General features: G+C 68.8%; 18 protein-coding genes. 6 read left to right on the top strand and 12 right to left on the bottom strand.

Annotated elements, in window-relative coordinates:
- Positions 1–18: 18 nt before the first annotated feature.
- Positions 19–1,362 carry a TRZ/ATZ family hydrolase gene (locus QMZ26_RS16620; protein ID WP_108747050.1) on the bottom strand — a complete coding sequence of 448 codons (1,344 nt, stop codon included), beginning with the start codon at positions 1,360–1,362 and terminating at the stop codon, positions 19–21.
- A 163-nt stretch (positions 1,363–1,525) separates the two neighbouring features.
- On the bottom strand, positions 1,526–2,092 hold the full coding sequence (efp, locus tag QMZ26_RS16615; RefSeq protein WP_079222535.1) for an elongation factor P: 567 nt from the start codon (positions 2,090–2,092) through the stop codon (positions 1,526–1,528).
- Between the two features lie 120 nt (positions 2,093–2,212).
- Here efp and epmB point away from each other — a divergent pair, with 120 nt between their 5' ends.
- Positions 2,213–3,229: an EF-P beta-lysylation protein EpmB gene (gene epmB, locus QMZ26_RS16610; protein ID WP_283222096.1), complete on the top strand. Its 1,017-nt coding sequence runs from the start codon at positions 2,213–2,215 to the stop codon at positions 3,227–3,229.
- A gap of 409 nt (positions 3,230–3,638) precedes the next feature.
- On the opposite strand, the gene QMZ26_RS16605 is transcribed toward epmB, so the two are convergent.
- Positions 3,639–5,765 carry a GGDEF domain-containing protein gene (locus QMZ26_RS16605; RefSeq protein WP_283222095.1) on the bottom strand — a complete coding sequence of 709 codons (2,127 nt, stop codon included), beginning with the start codon at positions 5,763–5,765 and terminating at the stop codon, positions 3,639–3,641.
- A gap of 285 nt (positions 5,766–6,050) precedes the next feature.
- Positions 6,051–6,821: an RNA methyltransferase gene (locus QMZ26_RS16600; RefSeq protein ID WP_283222094.1), complete on the bottom strand. Its 771-nt coding sequence runs from the start codon at positions 6,819–6,821 to the stop codon at positions 6,051–6,053.
- Positions 6,822–6,941: 120 nt separating this feature from the next.
- Between QMZ26_RS16600 and QMZ26_RS16595 the strand changes: the two genes are divergently transcribed.
- Positions 6,942–7,769, top strand: coding sequence for an inositol monophosphatase family protein (locus QMZ26_RS16595; protein ID WP_079222538.1), 828 nt, complete (start codon positions 6,942–6,944; stop codon positions 7,767–7,769).
- Between the two features lie 105 nt (positions 7,770–7,874).
- On the opposite strand, the gene QMZ26_RS16590 is transcribed toward QMZ26_RS16595, so the two are convergent.
- A complete protein-coding gene (locus QMZ26_RS16590; protein ID WP_283222093.1) occupies positions 7,875–8,252 on the bottom strand; it encodes a hypothetical protein in 378 nt (125 codons plus the stop codon).
- A gap of 127 nt (positions 8,253–8,379) precedes the next feature.
- Positions 8,380–9,246, bottom strand: a complete 867-nt coding sequence (gene htpX, locus QMZ26_RS16585) for a protease HtpX (protein WP_200733057.1) — start codon at positions 9,244–9,246, stop codon at positions 8,380–8,382.
- A gap of 93 nt (positions 9,247–9,339) precedes the next feature.
- On the opposite strand from htpX, the gene gluQRS reads away from it, so the two are divergent.
- From gluQRS to phaR, 3 genes are all read left to right on the top strand, one after another.
- Complete coding sequence (gene gluQRS / locus QMZ26_RS16580) at positions 9,340–10,260, top strand: tRNA glutamyl-Q(34) synthetase GluQRS (protein ID WP_283222107.1); 921 nt, start codon at positions 9,340–9,342, stop codon at positions 10,258–10,260.
- A gap of 17 nt (positions 10,261–10,277) precedes the next feature.
- Positions 10,278–11,018, top strand: coding sequence for an acetoacetyl-CoA reductase (gene phbB / locus QMZ26_RS16575; RefSeq protein WP_079222542.1), 741 nt, complete (start codon positions 10,278–10,280; stop codon positions 11,016–11,018).
- Positions 11,019–11,202: 184 nt separating this feature from the next.
- Entirely contained in the window at positions 11,203–11,736 is a 534-nt protein-coding gene (phaR, locus tag QMZ26_RS16570; RefSeq protein WP_079222543.1) for a polyhydroxyalkanoate synthesis repressor PhaR, read from the top strand.
- Positions 11,737–11,901: 165 nt separating this feature from the next.
- Here phaR and QMZ26_RS16565 read toward each other — a convergent pair whose 3' ends face one another.
- From QMZ26_RS16565 to QMZ26_RS16540, 6 genes are all read right to left on the bottom strand, one after another.
- A complete protein-coding gene (locus QMZ26_RS16565) occupies positions 11,902–12,846 on the bottom strand; it encodes a TraB/GumN family protein (RefSeq protein ID WP_283222092.1) in 945 nt (314 codons plus the stop codon).
- 2 nt (positions 12,847–12,848) lie between these two features.
- A complete protein-coding gene (locus QMZ26_RS16560) occupies positions 12,849–13,778 on the bottom strand; it encodes a DUF1684 domain-containing protein (RefSeq protein WP_283222091.1) in 930 nt (309 codons plus the stop codon).
- Between the two features lie 25 nt (positions 13,779–13,803).
- Positions 13,804–15,705: a DNA mismatch repair endonuclease MutL gene (gene mutL, locus QMZ26_RS16555; RefSeq protein WP_283222090.1), complete on the bottom strand. Its 1,902-nt coding sequence runs from the start codon at positions 15,703–15,705 to the stop codon at positions 13,804–13,806.
- Between the two features lie 69 nt (positions 15,706–15,774).
- Entirely contained in the window at positions 15,775–17,343 is a 1,569-nt protein-coding gene (locus QMZ26_RS16550) for an N-acetylmuramoyl-L-alanine amidase (RefSeq protein WP_283222089.1), read from the bottom strand.
- A gap of 81 nt (positions 17,344–17,424) precedes the next feature.
- The gene (tsaE, locus tag QMZ26_RS16545) at positions 17,425–17,907 is read right to left on the bottom strand and encodes a tRNA (adenosine(37)-N6)-threonylcarbamoyltransferase complex ATPase subunit type 1 TsaE (RefSeq protein WP_108747055.1); all 483 of its coding nucleotides are present in this window, start codon (positions 17,905–17,907) and stop codon (positions 17,425–17,427) included.
- Positions 17,904–19,388 carry an NAD(P)H-hydrate dehydratase gene (locus QMZ26_RS16540; protein ID WP_283222088.1) on the bottom strand — a complete coding sequence of 495 codons (1,485 nt, stop codon included), beginning with the start codon at positions 19,386–19,388 and terminating at the stop codon, positions 17,904–17,906. Before QMZ26_RS16540 ends, tsaE begins: the two co-directional genes overlap by 4 nt.
- A gap of 23 nt (positions 19,389–19,411) precedes the next feature.
- Between QMZ26_RS16540 and queG the strand changes: the two genes are divergently transcribed.
- Positions 19,412–20,482 (top strand): tRNA epoxyqueuosine(34) reductase QueG, encoded by a 1,071-nt coding sequence (gene queG / locus QMZ26_RS16535; RefSeq protein WP_283222087.1) that lies wholly within the window; start codon positions 19,412–19,414, stop codon positions 20,480–20,482.
- Positions 20,483–20,494 lie beyond the last annotated feature (12 nt).

Below are 20,494 nucleotides of genomic sequence, written 5' to 3'. Positions count from 1 at the left end.
TCCTTGCAGCGCCGGGGTTCAGGCGCGGATATGACGGATGCGCTCGCGCCACTGGCGCGCATTGGCGATGATGCCCGGCAGGTCCATGCCGACCAGCTCGCGCTGCACCAGCTTGGGCTTGCCGGCAATCCAGACATCGCTGACCTGCTGGCGGCCGGTGGCGTACACCAGCTGCGACAGCACGTTGTGCAGCGGCTGGGTTTCCAGCGCGGACAGGTCGACGCAGACCAGGTCGGCCTGCTTGCCGACTTCGATCGAGCCGATGCGTTCGCCGAAGCCCAGCGCGCGCGCACCGCCCAGGGTGGAGGCGCGCAGCGTGGTGGCCGCGTCCAGCGCGGTGGCATCGTCGGCCACGGCCTTGGCCAGGATCGCTGCGGTACGGTTCTCGCTGAACATGTCCAGGTCGTTGTTGCTTGCGCAGCCGTCGGTGCCGATGGCCAGGTTCACGCCGGCGCGCTGCAGGGCGCAGGCCGGGCAGAAACCGGAGGCGAGCTTCAGGTTCGATTCCGGGCAATGCACCACGCTGACGCCACGCTCGGCGCAGAGGTGGATTTCGGCGTCGGTCAGCTGGGTCATGTGCACCGCGATCAGGCGGTCGTTGACCAGGCCGAGGCGATCCAGCCGCGCCAGCGGGCGCTGGCCGTGCAGCTTGATCGAATCGTTGATCTCCTGCGCGGTCTCGTGGGTGTGCAGGTGCACCTGCATGTCGAGCTGGTCGGACAGCATCCGCACCCGCTCGAAGTTGGCATCGTTGACCGTGTACGGCGCATGCGGCGCGAACGCGGTGCCGATCAGCGGATCGGTGCGCCACTGATCGTGCAGTTCACCGGCCTTGGCGAAGTACTCGTCGTCGGTCTTGGCCCAGGCGGTGGGGAAATCGATGATGACCGCACCGACCAGCGCGCGGAAACCGTGCTTCTTGTAGACCGCAGCCTGCACGTCGCCGAAGAAGTAGTTCTCGTTGGCGCAGGTGGTGCCGCCGCGCAGCATCTCGGCGATGGCCAGGGTGGTGCCGTCGGCGACGAATTCAGGGCCGATCACCGCCGCTTCCACCGGCCAGATGTGCTGCTGCAGCCAGGTCATCAGCGGCAGGTCGTCGGCGACGCCGCGCAGCAGGGTCATCGGGTTGTGCGTGTGCGCGTTGACCAGGCCGGGCATCAGCGCCGCATCGGGGCGGCTGACCACCTGGGTGGCGCGGAAACGCGCGCGGGCCTCGGCTCGCGGCAGGATGGCGACGATTTCGCTGCCACGCACGGCGACGGCATGATCTTCCAGCACCACCGCATGCGGCTCGATCGGAACGACATAACCGGCTTCGATGAGCAGGTCGCAGGCTTCGGGGAGGTGCGGGCTATCGCTCATGCGGGCTCACTGGCTATTGGAGAAGGGCCTGGCGGGAGGCGGTAGCGCCGGGCCATGCCCGGCGGCTGTCCGTTGCGGCGCCATGGGCGCCGGCAACGGGTTCCGGGCGGTGCCCGGAAAGCCGAGCATGGCTCGGCTCTACAGGTAATCCGGCTGCGCCGGATTACTTGACGCGCGCGGAGTATTCGCCCGAGCGGGTATCAACCTTGACGATTTCATCCTGGTTGACGAACAGCGGCACGCGGACCACGGCGCCGGTTTCCAGGGTGGCCGGCTTGCCGCCGCCGCCCGAGGTGTCGCCACGGACGCCCGGATCGGTCTCGGTGATCTTCAGTTCGACGAAGTTCGGCGGCTGCACGAAGATCGGCGAACCGTTGAACAGGGTGACGATGCAGGACTCTTCGCCCTTCAGCCACTTCTCGGCGCCGCCCATGCCGGCCTTGTCGGCCTGCACCTGCTCGAAGGTTTCCGGGTCCATGAAGTGCCAGTACTCGCCGTCGCTGTACATGTAATCCATGTTGGTATCGACAACGTCGGCCACTTCCACGTCATCGGTGGCCTTCATGGTCATTTCCACGGTGCGGCCCGAGCGGATGAAGCGATAGCGCACGCGGGTGAAAGCCTGGCCCTTGCCCGGCTTGATGAACTCGGTCTCGGAGATGACGGCCGGTTCATTGTTGACCAGGATCTTCATCCCGTTCTTGACATCGTTCATGCCCGCAGTGGCCATGCTCAAGCTCCTCAAATGGCGAAACCGCCGCGCGTGCGGCGAGCCGGTAGAATGGAAAACCCACCGGAACCCCGGTGGGCAACTGTTTATGCCCCCATGATAACCGCAGGCCCCCTCTCCATGCAGCTTTCCGCCTTCCCCCGGCCCCAGTCGCCAGGCGCGCCCGCGCGCTGGCAGCAGCTCTGGCGCCAGGCGCTGCGCGACCCGCACGCCCTGCTGGCCCGGCTGCAGCTGGACCCGGCGGCGCTGGGGGTCTCGGAGGCGGCCATGGCCCAGTTCGCCCTGCGCGTGCCGGAAGGCTTCGTGGCGCGCATGCGCCCCGGCGATGCCGCCGACCCGCTGCTGCGCCAGGTGCTGCCGATCGACGAGGAAATGCGTCCGGCGCCCGGGTTCAGCTTCGACGCGGTGGGCGATGGCGCGGCGAAGAAGGCCACCGGGGTCATCCAGAAGTACCGCGGCCGGGCCCTGCTGGTGGCCACCGGCAGCTGCGCGATCAACTGCCGCTACTGCTTCCGCCGCCACTTCGACTACGGCGCGGAAAACGCCGCCAAGGGTGGCTGGCAGGAGGCCGTGGCGGCCATTGCGGCCGATCCGGACATCGACGAGGTGATCCTGTCCGGCGGCGATCCGCTGTCGCTGGCCACGCACAAGCTGGCCGAGCTGACCGACGCCCTGCGCCAGATACCGCACATCCGCCGCCTGCGCATCCACACCCGCCTGCCGATCGTGCTGCCCGAGCGGGTGGACGAGGAGCTGCTGGCCTGGCTGGGCAGCCTGCCGTGGCCGCTGGCCATCGTGGTGCATGCCAACCATGCCAACGAATTCGATGCCAGCGTGGATGCCGCGATGGCACGCCTGCGCGGCCTTGGCGCACAGCTGCTGAACCAGGCCGTGCTGCTGCGCGGGGTCAACGACAGCGTGCAGGCGCTGCAGGACCTGAGCGAGCGCAGCTTCGCCGCAGGCGTGCTGCCGTATTACCTGCACCAGCTGGACAAGGTCGAGGGCGTGGCCCACTTCGAAGTGGACGACACCCAGGCCAAGGCCCTGATCGCCGGCCTGACCGCGCGCCTGTCCGGCTATCTGATCCCGAAGCTGGTGCGCGAGCTGCCCGGCGACCCCAGCAAGCGCCCGGTGTAACCAGTAGATCCACGCCATGCGTGGATGGGCTTCCTGGCCGAAGCAGCCACGCATGGCGTGGCTCTACTGCGGCGCTCTGGCCCGGTGCGCAAACTGCCCGACGACCCCAGCAAGCGCCCCGTGTAACCAGTAGATCCACGCCATGCGTGGATGGGCTTCCTGGCCGAAGCAGCCACGCATGGCGTGGCTCTACTGCGGCGCTCTGGCCTGGTGCGCAAACTGCCCGGCGACCCCAGCAAGCGCCCCGTGTAACCAGTAGATCCACGCCATGCGTGGATGGGCTTCCTGGCCGAAGCAGCCACGCATGGCGTGGCTCTACTGCGGCGCTCTGGCCCGGTGCGCAAACTGCCCGGCGACCCCAGCAAGCGCCCCGTGTAACCAGTAGATCCACGCCATGCGTGGATGGGTGTCAGAGGCCCGAATCGATCATCCGCACCACTTCGGTGGCGGTGACCGGGTGGCTCAGCCAGTAGCCCTGCCCCAGGTCGCAGCCGCGCTGGGCCAGCAGTTCGAACTGCGCTTCCTGCTCGATGCCCTCGGCCACCACGGTGATGCCCAGCGCATGGGCCATGGCGATGATGGCCGTGGTCAGCGCCAGGTCGTCCGGGTCGCGCTGCATGTCGGCCACGAAGCTCTTGTCGATCTTCACGCCGTCCACCGGCACCTGGCGCAGGTGACTGAGGCCGGAGAAGCCGGTGCCGAAGTCATCCAGCCAGACCTTCACGCCGGTGCGGTGCAGCTTGTCCAGCAGCTGCGCGGCCAGCATCTCGTCACCGATCACCGCGGTTTCGGTCAATTCCAGGTGCAGGCGCGAGGACGGCAGCCCCGATTCGTGCAGGCACTGCGCGACCAGCGCCGGCAGTTCGCCGCCACGCAGCTGGCGCGGCGACACGTTCACGGACACGAACAGTTCGTCGCCGGCTGCGCCACGCGGCCACTGCGAGGCCTCCATGCAGGCCGCACGCAGCACCTTCGGGCCGATCACCTCGATCAGGCCACTCTGCTCGGCCACTTCGATGAACACCGACGGCGGGATCGTGCCCAGGGTCGGGTGCTGCCAGCGCAGCAGCACTTCCACGCCCACCAGGCGGCGGTCGCGCATGCGGAAGATCGGCTGGTAGGCCAGGCGCAGCTCGCCGCGCTCCCAGGCACCGCGCAGCTCCTGCTCCATGTGCACGCGGCGCTCGACCGCGTGGTCCATCGCCCGGCTGTAGTAGCGGTAGCAGTTCTTGCCGGCCATCTTCGCCTGGTACATGGCGATGTCGCCGTTCTTCAGCAGCGTGGTGGCGTCGGCGGCATCGTCCGGGTACAGCGTCACGCCGATCGAGGTGCCCAGGAACAGCTCCCTGCCCTGCACCACCAGCGGCTTGCCCAGCTCGCGCACCAGCACTTCGGCCAGCAGCCGGGCATTGGCAGCCACGTCGCCATCGCCGACCAGGATGACGAACTCATCGCCACCGAAACGCGCCAGCAGCGCGTCGTCGCCGCCCGCCTCGGCCACGGCATGGCCGATGCGCTGGGCGAACTGCAGCAGCGCCTCGTCGCCCGCCTCGTGGCCCAGCGTGTCGTTGACCCGCTTGAAATCATCGATGTCGGCAAACAGCAGGCCCAGCCGGTGCTTGGATGCCCGCGCGGCCATCAGCCGGTGGTCCAGCGCCTCACGGAACGCGAGGCGGTTGGTCAGCCCGGTCAGCGCATCGGTGTAGGCCATGTGCCGCACTTCGCGGTCGTGGCGGGCAATCGCATCGCGCATGCGGGCAAACCCGCGCACCAGCTCGCCGACCTCGTCGTCACGGGTGTTTTCCCGCAGCGGTGCCTGGTAGTCACCGGCCTCGATGCGGCGCGCGGCGGCGGCCAGGTCCCGGATCGGCGCCACCAGGGTGCGTTGCACGTACAGGATGACAACCACCCCGATCACCACCAGCAGGCCCAGCATCAGCAGCAGCCAGCCCAGGTGGCGGCTGCCGACCTGCTGCAGGCGCTCGCCGAGGGTGGCGTTGGCGGCCAGTTCGCGCTCCCGCACTTCATCCAGCGCCATGCCCACGCGGACGCCGCCGATGCGCTGCTTGCCGACCATGATCGGCATGGTGTTGTCGAGCACGGTGGCCGACTGCTGTACCACCAGGCCCTGCGCGGCGGTCGCCGCCGCGGCCAGCGGGTCGGTCATCGGCTTGCCGAAGCCGGGCACGCCGACCGAGCCGTCATGCACCAGCCGGCCCTTGCCGTCGAACACCAGCACGTAGCGCACCACCTGCTGCCGCGAGGTCGAGCGCACCAGCGCGCCCACCTGGCCCAGGTCGTTGTAATAGAGCGGGTTGGCCAGCGAATCGGACAGCTCGCGCGCCAACGCCTCGCCGCGGCTGCGCACGCTGCGGTCGAACAGTTCATGGATGACGCCGCCGCTGAGGCTCTTCACCTCGCTCTGCATTGTCGCCTGGCGGCCCAGCAACACCGCCAGGATCGCCACCACCACCAGCATCGCCCCGCCCATCGCGAGCAGGAAACGGGCCTGCATCCCCGAGCCGAGCCACTTCATGCCACTTCCATCCGTACGTGTCCCGACTGCACTGCCCATTCCAATCCACTCCACCGCGCATGCGCGGCCGCCGGACGCTGCAGCAGCGCCCGGCCCCTCATTGTTTCTGTGACCTTGTCGATCCGATACCACGCCCGAAGCATCTCCGCCGCGGCCATGGCCGCGCGGACAGGCCGCCATGGAACCAGGCTCAGCAATCCCCACTGCGTTGCCTTGCATGAAGCCGACACAAGCATCATCCCCCCAGGGTATCCAGACAGACTACCCGAAAAAATGAGAACGTCGTCAGCCTTCCTTGCCGTGGTTCCCGGCCAGCCGCGCCATGCGCTGGGCATCGGCCAGGATGCCGCGCAGCAGGCGCACTTCCTGTTCACTCGGCTCGCTGCGCAGGAACAGGCGGCGCAGCTTGCGCATGGCCGATTCGGGCGCACGGCCCTTGTGGAAATCGATCTCGTCCAAGGTGTCGCCAAGCTGGGCGAAGAAGCTCTCCATCTGCTCATGGCTGGCCACCGGTTCACGGGAAGCGGCCTCGGCCTCCACCGCCGGCTGCGTGCCCAGCAGCTGCATGCGCGTTTCATAGGCCAGCACCTGCACGGCGGCCGCCAGGTTGAGCGAGCTGAACGCCGGGTCGGACGGGATATGCACCGCCGCATGGCACAGCTGCAGCTCTTCGTTGGTCAGGCCGGTGCGCTCACGGCCGAACACCAGGGCCACTTCGGCGCCCTCGCTGGCCTTGGCCACGGCCCGGGCGGCGGCGTCGGACGGCAGGTATTCCTCCAGCTGGACGCGGCGCGCACGCGCGGTGCAGCCCAGCACCAGGGTGCAGTCGGCGACGGCTTCGGCCAGGGTGGCCACCACCGGGGCGTCGCCGAGCACGTCTTCGGCACCGGCCGAGCGGCGGAAGGCCTCCTCGTCCAGCGGCTTCTCGGGGGCGACCAGGACCATGCGGGCCAGGCCCATGGTCTTCAGGGCACGGGCGGCAGCGCCCATGTTGCCGGGGTGCTGGGTCCCGACCAGGACGAATCGGAGGCGGGTGGCGGCGGAAAACTGGGACATGAACAGGGAAATGTCGAGCTGGACGAAGACCAATGGTAAACTGTGCGGCCGGCCACTGCGCCGGACCCGCTCTTTTCCCCCGCCAGCCCTACCTCTTCTGCCTTTCCGGGAGCCCACGCCATGCAGAAACCCGCCGTCACCGTCATGGTCAAGGCCGCCCGCCTCGCCGGCAACGTCCTGTTGCGCAACATCAACAAGCTCGAGGCGCTCAATGTGGTGCAGAAGGGCCGGATGGATTACGCCAGCGAAGTCGATGCCGACGCTGAAAAGGTGATCGTCAAGGAACTCAAGCGCGCCTACCCCGAGTACGGCGTGTTCGGCGAAGAAGGCGGCGTGCAGGGTGGCCACCGCAACATGTGGGTCATCGACCCGCTGGACGGCACCAGCAACTACCTGCGCGGCGTGCCGCACTACTGCGTGTCGATCGCCCTGGTCGAGAACGGCGAGCCGACCGACGCGGTCATCTTCGATCCGCTGCGCAATGAACTGTTCACCGCCAGCCGTGGCGCCGGTGCCGTGCTCAACGACCGCCGCATCCGCGTGGCCGACCGCAAGGACCTGGGCGGCACCATGATCCACACCGGCTTCGCCCCGCGTGAGCGCGCCCGTGCCAGCGCCCAGCTGAAGGCCGTCGACGCCCTGCTGGTGCAGGCCGAGGACATCCGCCGCAGCGGTTCGGCCGCCCTGGACCTGGCCTACGTGGCCTGTGGCCGCGCCGACGCCTACTTCGAAGCCGGCGTGAAGGCCTGGGACATCGCCGCTGGCGTGCTGCTGGTCCGCGAAGCCGGCGGCAAGGTCTGCGACTTCAAGGGCGCGACCCTGGCCCGCATGGACAACCGTGGCCCGGACACCCAGCAGGTCGTCGCCGGCAACCTGAAGGTGGCCGAGTCGCTGCAGAAGGTGCTGGTCAACACCGGCTACGCCGCCGAGTTCGACGCGAAGTTCTAAGCGTCCAGGCAGCGCGGCTCACTGAAACGGCACCTGCGAGGGTGCCGTTTCTGTTTGTGCCGCGCACGCTTTGTAGAGTCGAGCCATGCTCGACTGCTTCTGCGTTCAGGGATCGATATCGCGGAAGCCCTGCTCGTCGAGCACCGCCTGCACCTTGCCGGAGCGCTTGTCGATGATGCGCAACCCCGCGGGGGGTGCATCGCTGCTGCCGGTCAGCACGTAGGCCGCGCAATGCGCCAGCAGATAGCGGTGCTGCCAGGGAACGTTGTTCCAGGTCTCCACGGTCATCACGTTGCCGCCGCGCTTGCCCGCGTGGCGCAGGCTGATGACGCCGTACCGCTCGCTGTCCCTGATCAATTCGGGGCAGAACGAATGCATGGAGGGCGGAAACGGCGGCGACGGGCCATCCGGCCCCTTGTCACGCGCAGCGGCCGATGCGCTTGCCACCAACAGCAACGGAAGCCAAACCCTGGCGTATCGCATGGATCTCTGTCCTTGAGCATTGCCGGTATGCGGCGCTGGGACGTTAGCACGGGCGCATTGCCAGCGCCGCAGACAAAAACGCCCGGCACAAGGCCGGGCGTTCGTGTTTCCAGGTTCAGCCCGACGCTTACGCGGCAGTCGAAGCGCGCAGCGCGGCGATGCGCTCTTCCAGCGGCGGGTGGCTCATGAACAGCTTCTTCGCCGTCGAACCGGCAATGCCGAAGGCTGCGATCTGGGTCGGCAGCGTGCTCTGGCCGTGGTTGAGCTGCAGGCGCTCCAGCGCGGCGATCATCTTCTGGCGGCCGGCCAGCGAGGCACCGCCAGCGTCGGCGCGGAACTCGCGATGGCGCGAGAACCACATCGAGATCATCGTGGCGAACAGGCCAAACACCATCTCCAGCACGAACACGATGATGAAGTAGGCGAAGCCACGGCCGCCGCCTTCGCGGTTGCCCGACAGCGCGCTGTCGATGACGCCGCCGACCACGCGGGCCAGCACGATCACGAAGGTATTCAGCACGCCCTGCAGCAGCGCCATGGTGATCATGTCACCGTTGGCGACGTGGGCGATCTCGTGGCCCAGCACCGCTTCGGCCTCGTCTTCGCTCATGTTGTGCAGCAGGCCCGTGGACACCGCCACCAGCGCGTTGTTGCGGTTGGCACCGGTGGCGAACGCGTTGATTTCCGGACCGTCATACACGGCCACTTCGGGCATGCCGATGCCGGCCGCCTTGGCCTGGCGCTCGACGGTGGCCAGCAGCCAGCGCTCGGTCGGGTTGCGCGGTTCGGTGATGACCACCGCGCCGGTGGAACGCTTGGCCATCCACTTGGACAGCAGCAGCGAGATGAAGGAACCACCAAAGCCGAAGATGCCGGCCATGACCAGCAGGCCGCTCATCGAACGGGAGTCCACGCCCAGGATGGACATCACGATGCCGGCGAGGATCAGCACCGCAAGGTTGGTGGCCAGGAAGAGGGCAATGCGGGTAAACATGGGAAATTCCGGCTCGGAAGGGGTCGATATCTGCCAATTTGCGGTGCAGTCAGCTTGAATTCAAGCGCCAACCTGACCGACGATTCAGCCAGCATGACCTCGCCTATTCCCTGCGGCCGCTTTGCGCCCTCGCCCACCGGCCTGCTGCACCCCGGTTCCCTGCTCGCCGCCCTCGGCAGCTGGCTGCTTGCGCGCCATCACGGCGGCCTGTGGCGGCTGCGCATCGAGGATGTCGATCCACCCCGCACAGTCGCCGGCGCGGCGCAGTCACAATTGCAGGCGCTCGCCGCCTTCGGCCTGGACCACGACGGCGAGGTGCTCTGGCAGAGCGGACGCGGCGATGCCTACCAGGCCGCGCTGGACGTACTGCTGGCCAGTGGCCTGGCCTTCGTCTGCCACTGCAGCCGCAGCGAAGTGGCCGCCAACGGCGGCATCCACCATCGCTGCGTGGCGCGGCAACCGCGACCGGACCCCGCCGTCCGCTTCCGCGTGCCACCGGGCAGCGTGGTGCAGTTCGAGGATGGCCTGCGCGGCCTGCAGACCCAGGATGTGCACGCTGACGTCGGCGATTTCGTGCTGCGCCGCGCCGATGGCTGCTGGGCCTACCAGCTGGCCGTGGTGGTGGACGACGCCGCGCAGGGCGTCACCGAAGTGGTGCGCGGCGCCGACCTGCTCGATTCCACCGCACGGCAGATCCTGCTGCAGCAGGCGCTGGGGCTGGCAGTGCCGCGCTACTGGCACCTGCCCCTGCTGCTGGATGCGCCCGGCCACAAGCTGTCCAAATCGCTGGCCGCGCTGCCGGTGGACAGCGCGCGGCCGGTACCGGTGCTGCGCCAGCTGTGGCAGCTGCTGGGCCAGGCGCCGGCTGCGCTGGAGGGCATCGGCGAGGTACACGCGCTGCTGGCCGCCGCGCGCCGGGCCTTCGACCCCCAGCGGCTGCCACGCAGCGACATCCTGCTGCCACCGGGCGCACTTTCCGCGCCGATGTTGCAGAATCCCCCTTCCCCCACCTGAAACCCGGACAGCATTCCATGACTTCTCGCGTCGCACTGGTCACCGGCGGAACCGGCGGCATCGGCACCGCCATCTGCCAACGCCTGGCCGACCAGGGCCACCGGGTCGCCACCAATTACCGCGACGAGGCCAAGGCCCGCGCCTGGCAGCAGGCCATGACCGAACGCGGCTACAACGTGTCGATCTTCCCCGGCGATGTGTCCGACCCGGACAGCGCCGAAGCGCTGATCCGCGCGGTTGAAGCCGAGCTGGGCCCGGTCGAGATCCTGGTCAACAACGCCGGCATCACCCGCGACACCACCTTCCACCGCATGCGCGCGGACCAGTGGCACGACGTGATCAACACCAACCTCAATTCGGTGTTCAACGTCACCCGCCCGGTCATTGAAGGCATGCGCCGCCGCGGCTGGGGCCGGGTCATCCAGATCAGCTCGATCAACGGCCTGAAGGGCCAGTATGGCCAGGCCAACTACGCCGCGGCCAAGGCCGGCATGCACGGCTTCACCATCTCCCTGGCGCGCGAGAACGCCGGCTTCGGCATCACCGTCAACACGATCTCGCCGGGCTACGTGGCCACCGACATGGTGATGGCGGTGCCGGAGGAAGTGCGCGCCAAGATCATCGCCGACATCCCCACCGGGCGCCTGGGCAAGCCGGAGGAAATCGCCTACGGCGTGTCCTTCCTGGTGGCTGACGAGGCCGCCTGGATCACCGGCAGCAACCTGGACATCAACGGCGGCCACCACATGGGCTGGTAAGGCCGCGCAGGCACCGGCAGCGGGCAAGCGAAGGCCCCCTGCCGTTGGTCATGCTGCGCAGCACGCAAACCCTTGCTGCGCAACATGATCGGGCGTGAAACCCAAGCCCGGCGGGGGCTGCGGCGGTTGCCAAGGCTTGTGCACTGCGCCATGCTGCACATCTACAGTGACGAGTGACCGCTTCATGGCTGCGACCCGCATCATCAAGAAGTATCCGAACCGCCGTCTCTACGACACCGAAATTTCCAGCTACATCACCATAGAGGATGTGCGCCAGCTGATACTTGACGGTGAAGACTTCGAGGTCCGCGACGCCAAGAGCGGCGATGACCTGACCCGTTCGGTCCTGCTGCAGATCATCGCCGACCAGGAACAGGACGGCGAACCGATGCTGTCCACCCAGCTGCTGAGCCAGCTGATCCGCTTCTACGGCGATTCGCTGCAGGGCTTCATGGGCAACTACCTGGAGCGCAGCATGCAGGTCTTCCTCGACCAGCAGCAGCAGTTCCGCCAGCAGATGGGCAACCTGCTGGGCCAGACCCCGTGGGCGATGATGAACCAGCTGACCGAACGCAACCTGGAGCTCTGGCAGGAATTCCAGCGCAACATGGGCACCGGCTTCGGCGGCCCGCGCCCCGGCGGTACGGGCACCGGCACCGGCACCAAGCCGAACGAGCCGGGTACCGGCACCGGCACCGGCGGCAAGACCCGGCGCTGAGGCCACCGCCCAGCCCGAAACGAAGACGGCGCGCCCTGTGGCGCGCCGTTTTGTTTTGGATGCCGGCATCCCAGCGGGTAGAGTCGACCGTTGGTCGACTATCGCGAAGCGCGGGCATTTCCGCCATCCGACCGAAAAGCAGTCGACCAACGGTCGACTCTACCCTCAACGCTTCGGCTTGCACCCCGTGCACACGCGCTCGACCTTGTAGCCCTTGGCCTTCAGCTTTTCCACAACGCCGTCGCTGCCCAGCAGGTGCAGGCCACCGACCACCACCAGCGTGCCGCCCTGGCCATCCTGCAGGTACGGCAGCAGCTTGGGCACCCAGGCATCGTTGCGCGCGGTGTTGATGCGCTGGTAGAGCTGCGGGTACTGCTGGCGCATTTCCACCGCCATCTTGTTCCACAGCAGGCGGTCATCGCCACGCCGCCAGGCGTCGTGCAGCATCAGCGACTGCGCATCGCCCTTCTCGGCCTGGTCAAGCGCTTCGGCCATCATCTGCCGCTGCTCCTGCAGGCTCATGCCATCGAGCAGGTTGATCTGGCTCTGCATGTCCTCCAGCCCGCCGGTCTGCTTGCCTGCCTTCTTTGCCTGCGCCATGAAATAGCGGTCCAGGCCGAGGTTCGCATCCAGGCCCATCTTCTGCATCTGGCCGATGGTGATGTTGAGCGCGACGAACCAGCTCTTCATGCCCTGCAGCTGCGCCAGGGGCAGCTTGTTCTGCGTGGCATAGGCCTGCAGCTTCTGCCAGGTGGCATCATCCAGGTCACGCTTCAGTTCACTGCCATCGCGGCGGATGGCGGTCTGCACCATCTGGGTGGCGGCCTGGGTCGATTCCATTTCCTCCGGCGACACTTCGAACAGCACGCGCTTGGACGCGGTGAAGGCCTGCTCGACATCGGCCGACAAGGGGTAATCGGTGGGCTTGAGCAGGTGGAACGAGCCAAGCAGGTAGACGCGGGCATCGCCCGGGCCGGTCACCTTCCACAGTAACGGCACCGGCGGCTTGGCGGCCGGCGCTTCGGCCGGTGCGGCGCGGGCGGCGGCCAGGGGAGCGACCGCGCAGGCCAGCAACAGCACGGCACCGCGCAACAATGATCTGATCGACATGGTCAGCCTTCTCCTTCAGGCAGGTGATACGCCTTCTCACCAGCGTCCACGCGCAGGTCCAGCCGGTTTTCCGGCGGTGCCAACGGGCAGGTCGCATACGGGGTGAACGCACAGGGCGGGTTGTAGGCGTGGTTGAAATCGATGCGCACGCTGCCATCGGCGGCCGGTGCATCGATGTCCAGGTAGCGCCCGGCCGGGTAACTGCCGTGGCCGCTGGTGCGGTCGGCAAAGACCAGGAACAGGGGCTCGCCCGGCGCGCCGATCGCTTCCAGGCGCCAGCTGCGCCCGTCGCGTTCAAATTCCACCGCGCCGGCATTGGGCATTTCGGTGGTCAGGCCGGTGATGTCCACGATCGGCAGGGTCTTGCCAGCGGGATGGGCGATGAAACGTGCCTGCACCTGCCAGCCGGCACCGCCTGGCCAGTACTGCAGGCCGGCGAAATCGCGGCGCGCCGCGGCGTCGGCATGCTTCACCCGCAGCGCATCGCGCGGGCCGCGCCGGATGATGCTCAGATGGCCCTTGCCGCCATCGAAGGCGAGCACGGTGGGCGCCGGATCCTTGTCGGTGTTCATGCGCACGCGGCCACGTACCGGCTGGCCGTCCTGGCTGACATCCACGCCGGCTTCGGGGCTGAACCACCACTGGTCGCCCTCGCGCCGCAGCAGGCCCAGCTTGTCCGGGCCCACGCCCAGGCGGATGCCGCTGCTGGCGCCGCTGCCGATGAAGTGCGACTTGTACTGCAGCCAGTGCAGGCCGACCAGCGCCGTCCAGCCGTCGGGCCGGGTGAGGTCTTCATAGCGCTGCACGCGCCATTGCTGCTGCGCGGCCGCGAACGCCGGATCGTCCTTCACCACCGCCACAGGCTCCGGTGACGGGCTGCAGGCGGCCAGCAACAAGGCGACCAGCAGTCCGCCCACTCCCCGATAACGCATGGATGCTCCCTCGATGTTGCGCCGCTCAACGGCCGCGCAGGAACCAGCGGTCGATCTCCGCCAGCGAAAAACGTGCCCAGGTCGGTCGCCCGTGGTTGCACTGGCCCGAGCGCTCGGTGATTTCCATGTCGCGCAGCAGCGCGTTCATTTCCGGCACGGTCAGGCGCCGGTTGGCGCGCACGGCGCCGTGGCAGGCCATGGTCGACAGCAGCTCGTCGCGCGCACTGGCGATGCGCCGGCTCTGGCCATGCTCGCGCAGGTCGGTCAGCACGTCGCGCAGCAGGCCTTCCGGCTCGGCGTTGGCCAGCAGCGCGGGAATGCTGCGCACGTGCAGCGCGCCGGGGCCGGCACGGGTGACCTCGAAACCGAGCGCGGACAGCGTCTCCGCCTCGGCTTCGGCGGTGTCGGCCTCGCGCTCGCCCACGGCCAACGTGATCGGCACCAGCAACGGCTGCGACTGCAGGCCGATGCCATCATGTGCGTTCTTCAGGCGTTCGTAGCCGATGCGCTCGTGGGCGGCATGCATGTCCACCACGATCAGGCCTTCGGCGTTCTCGGCCAGGATGTAGATGCCATGCAGCTGCGCGATGGCGTAGCCCAACGGCGGCACGCCGGCGTCGGCACTGGTCACCGGCAGGCCGTTCTCGCTCGGCATCGGCGGCAGCGCACTGCTGCGTTCGCCTGCACCGGGCGCGGCATACAGTGCGGCATAGGCGGCGGGCGCATCGGCGACCTGCAGGCCCAGCGGCTGCTGCGGGCGCCAACCAGAGAAACCGCCACCACTACCGCCCGATCCCGGGGCCGCGCCGCGCACCAGGCCAAAGCCCGACGCTCCCGCGCTGGACGGCATCGGCGCGCTGCCGGCATCGGCAGGATGGGCCGGACCGGCGCCGATCTCCTGTGCGGAAACGCCGGCACGGGTGTCGGCCAGCGCATCCTTCAAGGTGCGGTAGACGAAGTCGTGCACCAGCCGCGAATCGCGGAAGCGCACTTCGTGCTTGGCCGGGTGCACGTTGACGTCCACCCGGGTCGGGTCCAGTTCCAGGAACAGCACGTAGGCCGGCTGGCGGCCGTGGTAGAGCACGTCGCCGTAAGCCATCTTCACCGCATGGGCGACACTGCGGTCGCGCACCGAACGGCCATTGACGTACAGGTACTGCTGGTCGGCGCTGGCCCGCGAATAATGCGGCTGCGCGATCCAGCCATGCAGGCGCAGGCCGGCACCGGTGTGGTCCACGCGCACGGCCTGGTTGGCGAAGTCCTCGCCGAGGGTCTCGGCCAGGCGCGCATCGGAATACAGGTCGCCGGGCTTGTAGCGGCGCGAGGCCTTGCCGTTGTGCGAGACGCGCAGCTCGACATCGGGGCGGGCCAGCGCCAGCGAGCGCAGCCACTCTTCGATGTGGCCCATTTCAGTGCGCTCGGCACGCAGGAACTTGCGCCGCGCCGGCACGTTGTAGAACAGCTCACGCACTTCCACGGTGGTGCCCGGTGCATGCGCACGCGGGGTCACTTCGCCGATCTTGCCGCCTTCGATCTGCAGCGCCGAGCCGTGCTCGTCATGCGCGCGGCGCGAGGCCAGGGTGAAGCGGCTGACCGAGGCGATCGACGGCAGTGCTTCGCCGCGGAAGCCAAGGGTGGCCACCGATTCGAGGTCGTCGAGGTCGGCGATCTTGCTGGTGGCGTGCCGCGAGACGGCCAATGGCAGCTGCTCGGGGGCGATGCCACTGCCGTTGTCGCGGATGCGGATGAGGCGCACACCGCCCTCCTCCAGATCGATGTCCACGCGGCTGGCGCCGGCATCGATGGCATTCTCGACCAGCTCCTTGACCACCGACGCGGGCCGCTCGACCACTTCGCCGGCAGCGATCTGGTTGATGAGGATTTCCGGCAACGGCCGGATCGGGCGCGGATGGGTAGCAGACGTCATGCGGGGATGATAACGGAGGCACACGTCCGCCGGGCGCGGCCCGGCGCTACCGACCGCTCGATCCGCGGGTTATTTGCTGCCGCCGGCCATGGTCGCGGCGGCGTCGATCTCGGCTTGGGCGCGGGCTGCATACAGCGTGCCCGGCGGCGGCTGCCGGCTGAAGAAGGTGTGCACGCCATCGAGCACCGCGCCAGCGACCTTGCGCTGGTAGGCCGGGTCGATCAGGCGGCGCTCTTCGTCCGGGTTGGAGATGAAGGCGGTTTCCACCAGCATCGCCGGCATGTCCGAAGTGCGCAGCACGGCGAAGTTGGCGCGCTCGAGGTTTGGCTTGTGGTTGTTGCCGATCCGCTTCAGGCCGCCCAGCACGTGGCCGGCCGCGTCTTCGGACGCCTTCATGTAGCCGCTCTGGGCCAGGTCCAGCAGCACGTTGGCCAGGGTGCCTTCGGTCTGCTGCAGGCGCACGCCGCCAACCAGGTCGGCCGCGTTTTCCTTGTCAGCCAGCCAGCGTGCGCGCTGCGAAGAGGCGCCCTTGGTGGACAGCACGTACACCGACGAACCCGTGGCCGAACGGTTCTCGGCGGCGTCGGCATGGATCGAAATGAAGATGTCGGCCTTGTTCGCGCGCGCCTTCTGCGCACGCATCGGCAGCGGGATGAACACGTCGCTGTCGCGGGTCAGGTAGGCCTTCAGGCCCGGCGTGGCGTTGACCTGGCGGGCCAGTTCACGTGCCACCGCCAGGGTGACGTCCTTCTCGCGCTTGCCGGTCGGGCCGATCGCGCCCGGATCCTGGCCGCCATGACCCGGATCGATGGCCACCACCAGGTGGCGCATGCCTGGCTGCATGCGGATGCGCGAGGCATCGCTGGGCATGGCCGGTCGCGGTGCTTCGGCCGGCGCAGCGGCGGGCGCAGGCGTCGGCGCCGGTGCGGCGGCCACCACGGTACGGGTCGGCTGGCCGGCAAGGATCGCGGCCGGCGAAGACGACGAAGACGGCGGCGGCGTGCTGCCGGCACTGATGCCCGCAGCGGCCACCTGGGCCGGGGTGGTGGTCGGGGCCGGTGCCGGCGCAACCGGTGCAGCGGCGGTAGCGCTGGCCTGCTGCTGTACCTGCGCGGTCAACAGCGCAGTTGCACGGGCGGCATCGCCACGCGACTGCGCCGTCTGTGCGGCGGCCGTACTGGCGGTGGACGGGGCGACGGGAGCAGCGGCCGCAGGCGCGGCACGGCTGGCGGCGGTGGCTGGACCATCGCCCGGCCATTCGATCACCAGCCGGGATTCGTTGCCTTCGCGCTGCATCTGCGGGCGGAACGGCGCCACCGATGCGGCCAGGTCGAAGACGACACGGAAAGTGCCCGGAACCGGCTGTCCGGTACGGACAGCGGTGACCACGCCCTGCGCGGCCGGCATCTTCAGGTTGTGCACGGCGCTGGAATCGGGGAAATCGATCACCAGGCGGTTCGGCGAGGACAGCGACAGGGTCTTGTAGCCGCCGCTGCCAACCAGTGAGATTTCCGCACGGGTGCCGGTCGCGCCGGTGTTCAGCTGGACCTGGCGGACCTCACCGGCCCACGCGCAGACGCTCGCCAGACCCAGTCCGACGGCGGCACAGATGGCGATGAGACGGTTCCCCAGGCGCATGGTCAGGATTCAATCACCCCGCTGAACGGAATGCAACACCTTTTTCCTTAATAATCCGTAACCTGCCGGTGTTTGTTCTCGTCAGCCCACAGAAATGGCCTGCAAGTCGCCCCCATCGGGAAGCCGACCGAGCCATTCACGCCCGGCGTCGCTGGCCCCAGTGAGACGGACGCGTCGGCCCTGCCCCTCGATCTCCAGCGCCACCACCAGATCGGTGGGCGGGAGGGCGCCGGCGCCGCGCTCGGGCCATTCGACCAGCCACAGCACCGCGCTGCCCTCGTCCAGGCCAAGGAAATCCAGTTCGCCCGCCTGGCCGATGCGGTACAGGTCCAGGTGCCACGCTTCGCCACCGCTGGCCAGCGGGTAGCGCTCGACCAGGGTGTAGGTCGGGCTGCGGATCGCGCCCTGCACGCCCAATGCACGCAGCAGTGCGCGTGCGGTGGTGGATTTGCCGGCGCCGAGATCGCCCCGCAGCTCGACCAGCGCCTGCGGCGGACGGGTGGCGGCCAGCCACTGGCCCAGCAGTTCGGTGGCTTCGCTGTCGGCCAGGAAGAATTCAGTCATTGCGGCAGTTCCGGGTTGGCCAGCCGCCGCAGGGGCGCCAGCAGATCAGTAGGGAGCAGGCCGCGTGCGCCATCGAGGGCGGCGGCATCGCCGGCCAGCGCATGCAGCAGGGCACCGCACGCGGCGGCGTCGAAGGCATCCAGGCCCTGCGCGCGCAGGCTGGCGATGATGCCGGTGAGCAGGTCGCCCATGCCGCCCACGGCCATGCCGGGGTTGCCGGCGGCAATCAGGCGCGGGGTCTGGCCCGGGGCGGCCACGATACTGCCCGCCCCCTTCAGCACCACCACCGCGTGGTAGCGCTCGGCCAGCGCCTGTGCGCAGCGGTAGCGGTCGGCCTGGATCTCGGCCGTCGTGCATTCAAGCAGCCGCGCGGCCTCGCCCGGGTGCGGGGTCAGGATGGCATCGGGCAGCGCGCGTGGGTCGCGGGCCAGCAGGTTCAGCGCATCGGCATCAATCACCAGCGGCTTGCCACAGGCCAGCACGCGGGCAAACAGGGCGCGGGCCCAGTCGTCCTGGCCCAGCCCGGGGCCGATCGCCACGACACGGGCCTTGTCCAGCAGGTTCGGCAGCACGTCGCCGTCTTCCAGCGCGTGCACCATCGCCTCCGGCAGCCGCGCCAGCAGCGGGCCGACGTGGTCGCCACGGGTGCCGATGCTGAGCAGGCCGGCACCGGCGCGCAGGCCGGCCTCGGCGGCCAGGGCGATGGCGCCGCCACTGCCGTGGTTGCCCCCCACGCACAGCACGTGGCCGGATTCTCCCTTGTGGGTATTGGCACGGCGCGGCGGCAGCAGGCGCGGCAGGCGATCGGCCGCCCAGCGCTGTGCGCTGGCGCTCACCTCTTCCCAGGCCGCGTCATCCAGCTCCAGCGGCGCAAGCCGGCGCTGGCCGACATGGTCCAGCGCGCCACCGGTGAACAGGCCCCGGTGGTTGGCGATGAACTGCAGGGTCACCTGCGCGCGTACCGCCACGCCGGGCACCTGGCCGCGATCGGCGTCCACGCCACTGGGCACATCCAGCGCAAACACCGGCGCATCCTGGGCGTTGATCGCCTCGATCAGCGCGCGGGCATCACCTTCCGGTGCGCGGTCCAGCCCCAGCCCGAACAACGCATCCACCAGCAGGTCGCACGCCGGAAGCGCGCCGTCCACGGTTTCCACCTGGCCACCTGCGTCGGTGAACGCTGCGGCTGCCTGCCGGGCCAGCACCGTGGCCGGCGGCTTCCCGGCCAGCGCGAACAGGCGCACCTGCCGGCCTGACTGCAGGGCATGCGTCGCCAGCACGTAGCCATCGCCCCCGTTGTTGCCACTGCCCGTCACCACGCACAGCTGGCGGGCATCGGGCCATTGCTGCAGCAGGCACTGCCACGCGGCCAGACCGGCCTGGGACATCAGGCCCCAGCCGTCGTCGCCGGCCAGCGCGGACGCGCGTGCATCCAGCGTGCGTGCAGCGGCGGAATCGAAGAGAAGGGAGAGATCGGGCATGCCGGGATTTTATACTGGTGCGCATGTTCCCCGTCCCCGCCCCCCTCGATCCGGCCCAGGCCGTCTCGCGCATCCGTGAACTGGCCCGCGCGCACGGCTTCCAGCGCTGTGGCATCGCCGGCATCGAGCTGGGCGAGGATGAGGCGCACCTGGCCGACTGGCTGGGCAAGGGCCTGTACGGCACGATGGACTGGATGGCCCGCCACGGCACCCTGCGCGCACGCCCGGCCGAGCTGCTGCCCGGCACCGTGCGGGTGATATCGGTGGGCATGGATTACAGCCACAAGGACGACACCGAAGCCTGGGCCACCCTCGCCGACCCGGGCCGCGCCTACGTCGCGCGTTATGCACTGGGCCGCGATTACCACAAGCTGATGCGCAACCGCCTGCAGAAGCTGGCCACGCAGATCAACGATGAAGTGGCGCCGCTGGGCTACCGCGTATTCGTCGATTCGGCACCGGTGCTGGAACGCGCGCTGGCGCGCAATGCCGGGCTGGGCTGGATCGGCAAGCACACCTGCCTGATCGACCGCCACGGCGGCTCCTGGTTCTTCATCGGCGAGATCTACATCGACATCCCGCTGCCGATCGATGCGCCTGCCACCGCCCACTGCGGCACCTGCACGCGCTGCATCGACATCTGCCCCACCCAGGCCATCATCGGCCCGCAGCGGCTGGATGCACGACGCTGCATTTCCTACCTCACCATCGAGCACGACGGCGCCATCCCCGAAGACATGCGGCCCCTGATCGGCAACCGCATCTACGGCTGCGACGACTGCCAGCTGGTCTGCCCCTGGAACAAGTTCGCCAAGCGCACCGACGAGGCGGATTTCCGTGCGCGCAACAACCTCGATACCGCGCGCCTGGACCAGTTGTTCGCCTGGGACGAGGCCGAGTTCCTGCGCCGCACCGAAGGCAGCCCGATCCGCCGCAGTGGCCATGAACGCTGGCTGCGCAACATCGCGGTGGCCCTGGGCAATGCACCGGCCTCGGCCGAGGCGCTGGCCGCCCTGCATACCCGCGTCGACGATCCTTCGCCGCTGGTGCGTGAGCACGTGCAATGGGCGCTGGCCCAGCACGGCGCGCGCTGACGTGCGATCCTG

Origin of the sequence: Stenotrophomonas sp. PFBMAA-4, assembly GCF_030053215.1 — a bacterium.
Classification (GTDB): domain Bacteria; phylum Pseudomonadota; class Gammaproteobacteria; order Xanthomonadales; family Xanthomonadaceae; genus Stenotrophomonas.
This window is presented reverse-complemented; position numbering and strand designations above follow the sequence as displayed.